Here is a 6817-nt window from a genome sequence, read left to right as displayed (position 1 = left end):
GCGATGAGAGACTCGAACTCCCGACATCTTCGGTGTAAACGAAGCGCTCTACCAACTGAGCTAATCGCCCGCTCGCTAAAAGCGGTATGTGCTGACTTAAGTCTTCAATTATAAATATGAGCACAACATATCTATAATTGTCATTCACCAATCTGATTTCTCAGAAATGAATGGTGGGCGATGAGAGACTCGAACTCCCGACATCTTCGGTGTAAACGAAGCGCTCTACCAACTGAGCTAATCGCCCGCTCGCTTTGAAGCGGCTGTGAGGCTCGTTTAAGGAATTCTTTGACTAAGCGCAAGAGCAAAAATCAAAAATAAAACAGAAATTTGAATTAATTTTTGTTTCTTCACATTCCTGATGCATCCCGTCATATGTTTCGGATGATTCTTTGAATTCAGATGCTTATAGGGAGTGAGAGGGCTCGTTTTTTTATCGCGTGCTGTGCATAAAATCGGTCATTTGTGGACTGCCTATATATATAAAGTGCTCTGTTCGGGCTTTGCGCATTTTTATCCTCTTTTCGGTGAAAAACTTTCAAAAGCTCGCTTGACAGTTCATAGTGAACACATTAGACAGCGCCCATACCGAACGGAAACGTCACGGTGCCTCAAGCGAATAGCTTAAGGCTTTCAGATAATCTCTGAAAATACTGCGCGGGTGTAGCTCAGTTGGTTAGAGTGCCGGCCTGTCACGCCGGAGGTCGCGGGTTCGAGCCCCGTCACTCGCGCCACTTTCTCTTCTTTAAAATACAGTTCAGAGAAAGTGGCGCCCCCCGCCAATTATCCTTTTCTATGATCTATCTATTATAATGCATATCCGCAGGGGCGGGGATTGCTGCCTGTTTTTCAATTTTGGCGGCAGGGCTGCTGAAGTGATTTCGTCGGTTTCCGTGGGGTGGTGGCGAATGCGATCAGGCTGATGAGCAGGGAGCTGACAGCGACGATCTCGATAAGTGTCGGTGTTCCGCTGCCATCCAGCAGGATATAAGCGAATATCCCGGTAGTTGCGGACAGGAGTGCGGTGGTCAGGATGAATAATTCTGCGCTCACGCCAAGTGGTGCGTGCATTGGCATTTCCCATAAAAATAAATCAAAAAAATATCAGGTTTTAAAATACATTGATTCATCTGCAGGCTGATTGTGCATATTGTGCATTTTGCATGATGTGCCGCATGAGGTGAGGGGCGACTCGCCTTGCGGTGTGAAACAGATTCTTTTTAGCCTGCAAATCAGAGCCGAATGATTTTTACGGAAACTTGTGTAATATAGTGATGTGATGACTGCTGGTGTCTGCGCAAAACGCGGGCGGCACGGAGTTGTTAACAGGATGGCTTTTATTAATCATATCCGTGTGAGCGCAGGGCAGTCATGTGCTTTAAAGGCTTGCGCAAACGGGTTGACTGCGGTAACCGTCCCCACACAAAGCACTGTATTCGCACGGCACGCCATTTGAAGCTGTTTGGGCGAGATTGATTGTAAGGTGCAATGTGTCACATGGCTGTAGCCGTCAAATGGCTTATGTAGTGCACAACTTTACATCTTGAAGCCGGAAATAGGGTAATGAACGAGCTTTTAAGTTCCTATCTGCCGATCGTCATTTTTATTGGCGTGGCAATGGTGATCGGAATTGCGTTGCTGGTAGCGCCGTTCCTGGTCGCGTACAGACAGCCGGATCCAGAAAAACTGTCCGCCTATGAGTGCGGATTTAACGCATTTGACGATGCGCGCATGAAATTCGACGTGCGTTTCTATCTGGTATCCATTCTTTTCATCATCTTCGACCTTGAAGTTGCATTCCTGTTCCCGTGGGCTGTGTCCTTCGGTGAAATTGGCATGTTTGGTTTCTGGTCCATGATGGTCTTCCTTGGTGTGCTCACCATCGGCTTCATTTATGAATGGAAGAAGGGAGCCCTCGAATGGGATTGACCTCTGGCCAAAACACTATGTCTTCTAATGCCAATATGGGTGGCGGGACGCTGATAGCTCCCCGCCCTAAGGGTATTATTGATCCGAATACCGGTAAGCTGATCGGTCAGGACGATGCGTTTTTCGGTGAGCTGAATAATGAACTGTCCGATAAGGGCTTCATTGTTACCTCTGCTGATGCATTGATTACATGGGCGCGCACCGGCTCGCTGATGTGGATGACTTTCGGTCTGGCCTGCTGTGCTGTGGAAATGATGCATATTTCCATGCCGCGCTATGATGCTGAGCGTTTCGGTATTGCGCCGCGTGCGTCTCCGCGTCAGTCCGACGTGATGATTGTTGCAGGTACGCTGACCAATAAAATGGCTCCTGCGCTGCGCAAGGTTTACGACCAGATGCCGGAGCCGCGCTATGTGATCTCCATGGGCTCCTGCGCGAATGGCGGCGGTTATTACCATTACTCCTATTCTGTTGTGCGTGGTTGTGACCGTGTTGTTCCGGTTGATATCTATGTGCCGGGCTGCCCTCCGACCGCTGAAGCGCTGCTCTACGGCATTCTGATGCTGCAGAAGAAGATTCGCCGCACCGGTACGATTGAGCGTTGATTGGGGGATATGATGATTCAAGAAGCTCTCAATGAACTCTCGGCCTATCTGTCCGAACGCCTCGAAGGCAAAATCGATGAAACATCACTGCGTTACGGTGAGCTGAGCATCACTGTGCCGGGCAGTCAGATTATTTCTGTGCTGACATTCCTGCGCGATGATGTGCAGTGCCAGTTCGTGAATTTCACCGATCTGAGCGGTGTGGACTATCCGGGCCGCGTCAATCGTTTTGATGTGGTCTATCAGCTGATGTCGCCACGTCATAACCTGCGTATCCGCATTCGCGTAATCACCGATGAAGATACACCTGTGCCGTCAATCACCGGCGTTTATCCGGGTGCATTGTGGTATGAGCGTGAAGCTTACGACATGTACGGCATACTGTTCTCCGGTCATCCGGATTTGCGCCGTCTGCTGACAGATTACGGTTTTGAAGGTCATCCGCTGCGTAAGGATTTCCCGCTGACCGGTTTTGTCGAAGTCCGTTATGATGATCAGGTCAAACGCGTTGTTTACGAGCCGGTTGAGCTGCGTCAGGAATTCCGTAATTTTGATTTCTTGTCCCCGTGGGAAGCAACAGATTATGTGCTTCCGGGCGATGAGAAAGCGAAGTCAAATTAATCTGTCACGTTAGCTGAAGGATTTAAAAATGTCTGATGGTGCTAAGTTGGAAGGTCGCTGCCTCTGTGGTTCAGTGCAGTTTTCGGCGAAGCCTGTGAATGACGAAATGGGCGCCTGCCACTGTTCAATGTGCCGCCGTTGGTCCGGCGGTGTGTTTCTCTGTGTGGATTGCGGAGACAGTCTTGAAGTCACCAAAGGTGATGATCTCGGCTTTTACGGTTCATCCGCATGGGGTGAACGCGGTTTCTGCAAAGTCTGCGGCTCCACTCTGATGTGGCGCATGCAGGATGGTTCCCATAATGTTGTTTCCGTTCAGGCGTTTGAAGATCCTTCGCAATTCAGGTTTACAACAGAGATTTATATCGACTGTAAGCCTGATAGTTACGCTTTTGCCAATGATACGAGCAAAATGACGGAAGCAGAGTTTCTGGCAGCTTTTGCCTCTACACAGGATGCCGAGAATGGCTGAGACACAAGTAAGAAATTTTAATATCAACTTCGGCCCGCAGCATCCGGCGGCGCACGGCGTTCTGCGTCTGGTGCTCGAGCTCGATGGTGAAGTTGTGGCGCGTGTTGATCCGCATATCGGTCTGCTGCATCGCGGTACCGAAAAGCTGATGGAAGCCAAAACCTATCTGCAGGCTGTGCCTTATCTCGACCGCCTCGATTACGTGGCGCCGATGAATCAGGAACACGCTTATGCGCTGGCGGTTGAACGCCTGCTCGGTATTGATGTGCCGAAGCGCGGTCAGCTGATCCGTGTACTTTACTCGGAAATCGGCCGTATTCTCAATCACCTGCTGAACGTAACCACACAGGCTATGGACGTTGGTGCGCTGACACCGCCGCTCTGGGGTTTTGAAGAGCGTGAAAAGCTGATGGTGTTCTATGAGCGCGCTTGCGGCGCCCGTATGCACGCAGCCTATTTCCGTCCGGGCGGTGTTCATCAGGATCTGCCTGAACAGCTGGTTCAGGATATTGCCAACTGGATTGATCCGTTCTTCAAGACGCTGAACAATCTGGACAATCTGATTACCGGCAACCGTATTTTCAAACAGCGTAACGTTGATATCGGCGTTGTGTCGCTGGATGATGCATGGGCATGGGGTTTCTCCGGTGTCATGGTGCGCGGTTCGGGTGCAGCATGGGATCTGCGTAAATCGCAGCCTTATGAATGCTATAATGAAATGGAATTTGACATTCCGATCGGTAAGAACGGCGACTGCTATGACCGCTATCTGATCCGTATGGAAGAAATGCGCCAGTCCGCTTCCATCATGCGCCAGTGCTGTGAACTGCTGCTCGGCAAAGAGCGCGTCGGCCCTGTGTCGAATATGGACAATAAGATTGTTCCGCCGAAACGCGGCGAAATGAAACGCTCGATGGAAGCTCTCATCCATCATTTCAAGCTTTACACTGAAGGTTACCATGTGCCGGAAGGCGAGGTATATGCCGCAGTGGAAGCACCGAAGGGTGAATTCGGTGTTTATCTGGTGTCTGACGGCACTAATAAACCGTATCGTTGCAAATTGCGTGCACCGGGTTTTGCTCATCTTCAGGCCATGGATTTCCTGTGTCGCGGTCATATGCTGGCCGACGTCTCCGCGATCCTTGGCTCGCTCGATATTGTGTTTGGTGAGGTAGACCGCTGATGTCCGTCCGTCGTCTCGCAGATGATTCCGTTCAGCCGGCCAGCTTTTCGTTTAATGCGGAAAATCAGGCCTGGGCTGAAAAGACAATTAAGAAATTCCCTGAAGGTCGCCAGCAGTCTGCGGTTATTCCGCTGCTGATGCGTGCGCAGGAACAGGATGGCTGGGTCACCAAGGCGTCGATTGAGCATGTTGCAGCTATGCTGGAAATGCCGCTGATCCGCGTTCTGGAAGTGGCAACATTCTATACCCAGTTCCAGCTCAAGCCGGTTGGTACACGCGCCCATATTCAGGTTTGCGGTACAACACCATGCGCATTGCGCGGTGCTGAAGAGCTGATGAAAGTGTGCAAGCACAAAATTCATCATGATCCGCTGACACCAAATGCTTCGGGCACACTGTCTTGGGAAGAAGTTGAATGTCAGGGTGCTTGCGTCAATGCGCCGATGGTCATGATCTTCAAAGACGCTTATGAAGACCTGACACCTGAACGCCTTGAAGAAATCATTGATGCTTTTGAGGCAGGTAAAGGCGACACCATCAAGCCGGGTCCGCAGATCGACCGTGATTTCTCTGCGCCGATTGGTGGTTTGACATCTTTGACTGATGGCAATCCGAAAGCGGAGGGCTGATTGATGCTGGCTGATAAAGATCGCATCTTTACAAATATTTATGGTCTGAAAGACAAGTCGCTGAAAGGCGCTATGTCCCGTGGCCATTGGGACAATACCAAAGGTTTTGTCGAAAAAGGCCGTGACTGGATCATCAATGAGATGAAGGCTTCGGGCCTTCGCGGTCGTGGCGGTGCGGGCTTCCCGACCGGCATGAAATGGTCCTTCATGCCGAAGGAAAGCGACGGTCGTCCGCATTACCTCGTTGTCAATGCCGACGAATCGGAGCCGGGCACCTGTAAAGACCGTGATATCATGCGCCATGATCCGCATACGCTGATCGAAGGCTGCGTGATTGCCGGTTGCGCAATGGGCGCACATACAGCTTACATCTATATCCGCGGTGAATTCATGCGTGAGCGTGAAGCCCTGCAGGCAGCAATTGATGAATGCTACGCAGCCGGTCTGCTTGGCAAAAACAACAAGTGCGGCTGGGATATGGACGTGTTCGTTTCCCATGGTGCGGGCGCTTATATCTGCGGTGAAGAAACTGCGCTGCTGGAAAGCCTTGAAGGCAAAAAAGGCCAGCCACGCCTTAAACCTCCGTTCCCTGCGAATATGGGTCTTTATGGCTGCCCGACCACTGTGAACAACGTGGAATCCATTGCAGTTGCTCCGACCATTCTGCGTCGCGGCGGTGCATGGTTCTCTTCCATCGGCCGTCCGAACAATGTCGGTACCAAGCTGTTCCAGATTTCCGGTCATGTGAACACACCATGCACTGTTGAAGAAGCACTTGGTATTCCGTTCCGCGAACTGATTGAAAAACATGCCGGCGGTATCCGCGGCGGTTGGGACAATCTGCTTGCAGTTATTCCGGGTGGTGCATCCTGTCCTGTGGTTACCGCAGAAAACATGATGGACGCCATCATGGACTTCGACGGTATGCGCGATGTTAAGTCGTCTTTCGGTACCGGCGGTCTTATCGTTATGGATAAGTCAACCGACATCATCAAAGCGATTGCCCGTCTGTCGGCCTTCTTCAAGCATGAAAGCTGCGGTCAGTGCACGCCTTGCCGTGAAGGTACAGGCTGGATGTGGCGCGTTATGGAGCGCATGGTTACCGGTAACGCGCAGAAGCGCGAAATCGACATGCTGTTCGATGTGACCAAGCAGATTGAAGGTCATACGATCTGTGCGCTTGGTGATGCTGCTGCATGGCCAATTCAGGGTCTGATCCGCAATTTCCGTCCGGAAATTGAAAAGCGTATTGATGATTATACCCGCAATGCTGTTCAGAGCCGTAATATCCGGCTCGAAGCTGCGGAATAAGCTTCAGGGCAGGCCGGTTGCGGTCTGCCCGTTCAGTCATGAAGCGGCATTGCCGCAGAATTAATATGAT

At 51.0% G+C, this 6817-nt stretch carries 8 protein-coding genes and 3 tRNA genes; 8 read left to right on the top strand and 3 right to left on the bottom strand.

Annotated features, from left to right (window positions below; genetic code table 11):
- Positions 1-70, bottom strand: a tRNA-Val gene (locus JNC80_RS08800).
- A gap of 101 nt (positions 71-171) precedes the next feature.
- Positions 172-247, bottom strand: a tRNA-Val gene (locus tag JNC80_RS08795).
- Between the two features lie 410 nt (positions 248-657).
- Between JNC80_RS08795 and JNC80_RS08790 the strand changes: the two genes are divergently transcribed.
- Positions 658-734: transfer RNA gene (locus JNC80_RS08790), tRNA-Asp, on the top strand.
- Positions 735-849: 115 nt separating this feature from the next.
- Here JNC80_RS08790 and JNC80_RS08785 read toward each other — a convergent pair.
- Positions 850-1071, bottom strand: coding sequence for a hypothetical protein (locus JNC80_RS08785; RefSeq protein ID WP_376710088.1), 222 nt, complete (start codon positions 1069-1071; stop codon positions 850-852).
- Between the two features lie 492 nt (positions 1072-1563).
- Here JNC80_RS08785 and JNC80_RS08780 point away from each other — a divergent pair, with 492 nt between their 5' ends.
- The 7 genes from JNC80_RS08780 to nuoF are packed head-to-tail and all read left to right on the top strand — an operon-like array spanning position 1564 to position 6747.
- Positions 1564-1929 carry an NADH-quinone oxidoreductase subunit A gene (locus tag JNC80_RS08780; RefSeq protein WP_022711745.1) on the top strand — a complete coding sequence of 122 codons (366 nt, stop codon included), beginning with the start codon at positions 1564-1566 and terminating at the stop codon, positions 1927-1929.
- A 35-nt stretch (positions 1930-1964) separates the two neighbouring features.
- Positions 1965-2534: a NuoB/complex I 20 kDa subunit family protein gene (locus JNC80_RS08775; protein ID WP_033316155.1), complete on the top strand. Its 570-nt coding sequence runs from the start codon at positions 1965-1967 to the stop codon at positions 2532-2534.
- Positions 2535-2546: 12 nt separating this feature from the next.
- A complete protein-coding gene (locus JNC80_RS08770; protein ID WP_028233835.1) occupies positions 2547-3155 on the top strand; it encodes an NADH-quinone oxidoreductase subunit C in 609 nt (202 codons plus the stop codon).
- Between the two features lie 28 nt (positions 3156-3183).
- Positions 3184-3624, top strand: coding sequence for a GFA family protein (locus JNC80_RS08765; RefSeq protein ID WP_376710087.1), 441 nt, complete (start codon positions 3184-3186; stop codon positions 3622-3624).
- Positions 3617-4807, top strand: a complete 1191-nt coding sequence (locus JNC80_RS08760; RefSeq protein WP_022711741.1) for an NADH-quinone oxidoreductase subunit D — start codon at positions 3617-3619, stop codon at positions 4805-4807. The genes JNC80_RS08765 and JNC80_RS08760 overlap by 8 nt, the downstream gene beginning before the upstream one ends.
- A complete protein-coding gene (nuoE, locus tag JNC80_RS08755; RefSeq protein WP_022711740.1) occupies positions 4807-5436 on the top strand; it encodes an NADH-quinone oxidoreductase subunit NuoE in 630 nt (209 codons plus the stop codon). The genes JNC80_RS08760 and nuoE overlap by 1 nt, the downstream gene beginning before the upstream one ends.
- 3 nt (positions 5437-5439) lie before the next feature.
- Positions 5440-6747 carry an NADH-quinone oxidoreductase subunit NuoF gene (gene nuoF, locus JNC80_RS08750; protein WP_075655572.1) on the top strand — a complete coding sequence of 436 codons (1308 nt, stop codon included), beginning with the start codon at positions 5440-5442 and terminating at the stop codon, positions 6745-6747.
- Positions 6748-6817: the final 70 nt, after the last annotated feature.

This window comes from Pseudochrobactrum lubricantis (assembly GCF_041929865.1).
GTDB lineage: Bacteria > Pseudomonadota > Alphaproteobacteria > Rhizobiales > Rhizobiaceae > Pseudochrobactrum > Pseudochrobactrum saccharolyticum.
Note: the sequence above shows the minus strand (reverse complement) of the source record. Positions and strands in the feature narration are given on the sequence as shown.

Coding starts and splice junctions, on each gene's coding strand:
- JNC80_RS08770 (WP_028233835.1), top strand. CDS start 2,547: ATGATTCAAGAAGCTCTCAATGAACTCTCGGCCTATCTGTCCGAACGC.
- JNC80_RS08785 (WP_376710088.1), bottom strand. CDS start 1,071: ATGCACGCACCACTTGGCGTGAGCGCAGAATTATTCATCCTGACCACC.
- nuoE (WP_022711740.1), top strand. CDS start 4,807: ATGTCCGTCCGTCGTCTCGCAGATGATTCCGTTCAGCCGGCCAGCTTT.
- JNC80_RS08780 (WP_022711745.1), top strand. CDS start 1,564: ATGAACGAGCTTTTAAGTTCCTATCTGCCGATCGTCATTTTTATTGGC.
- nuoF (WP_075655572.1), top strand. CDS start 5,440: ATGCTGGCTGATAAAGATCGCATCTTTACAAATATTTATGGTCTGAAA.
- JNC80_RS08775 (WP_033316155.1), top strand. CDS start 1,965: ATGGGTGGCGGGACGCTGATAGCTCCCCGCCCTAAGGGTATTATTGAT.
- JNC80_RS08765 (WP_376710087.1), top strand. CDS start 3,184: ATGTCTGATGGTGCTAAGTTGGAAGGTCGCTGCCTCTGTGGTTCAGTG.
- JNC80_RS08760 (WP_022711741.1), top strand. CDS start 3,617: ATGGCTGAGACACAAGTAAGAAATTTTAATATCAACTTCGGCCCGCAG.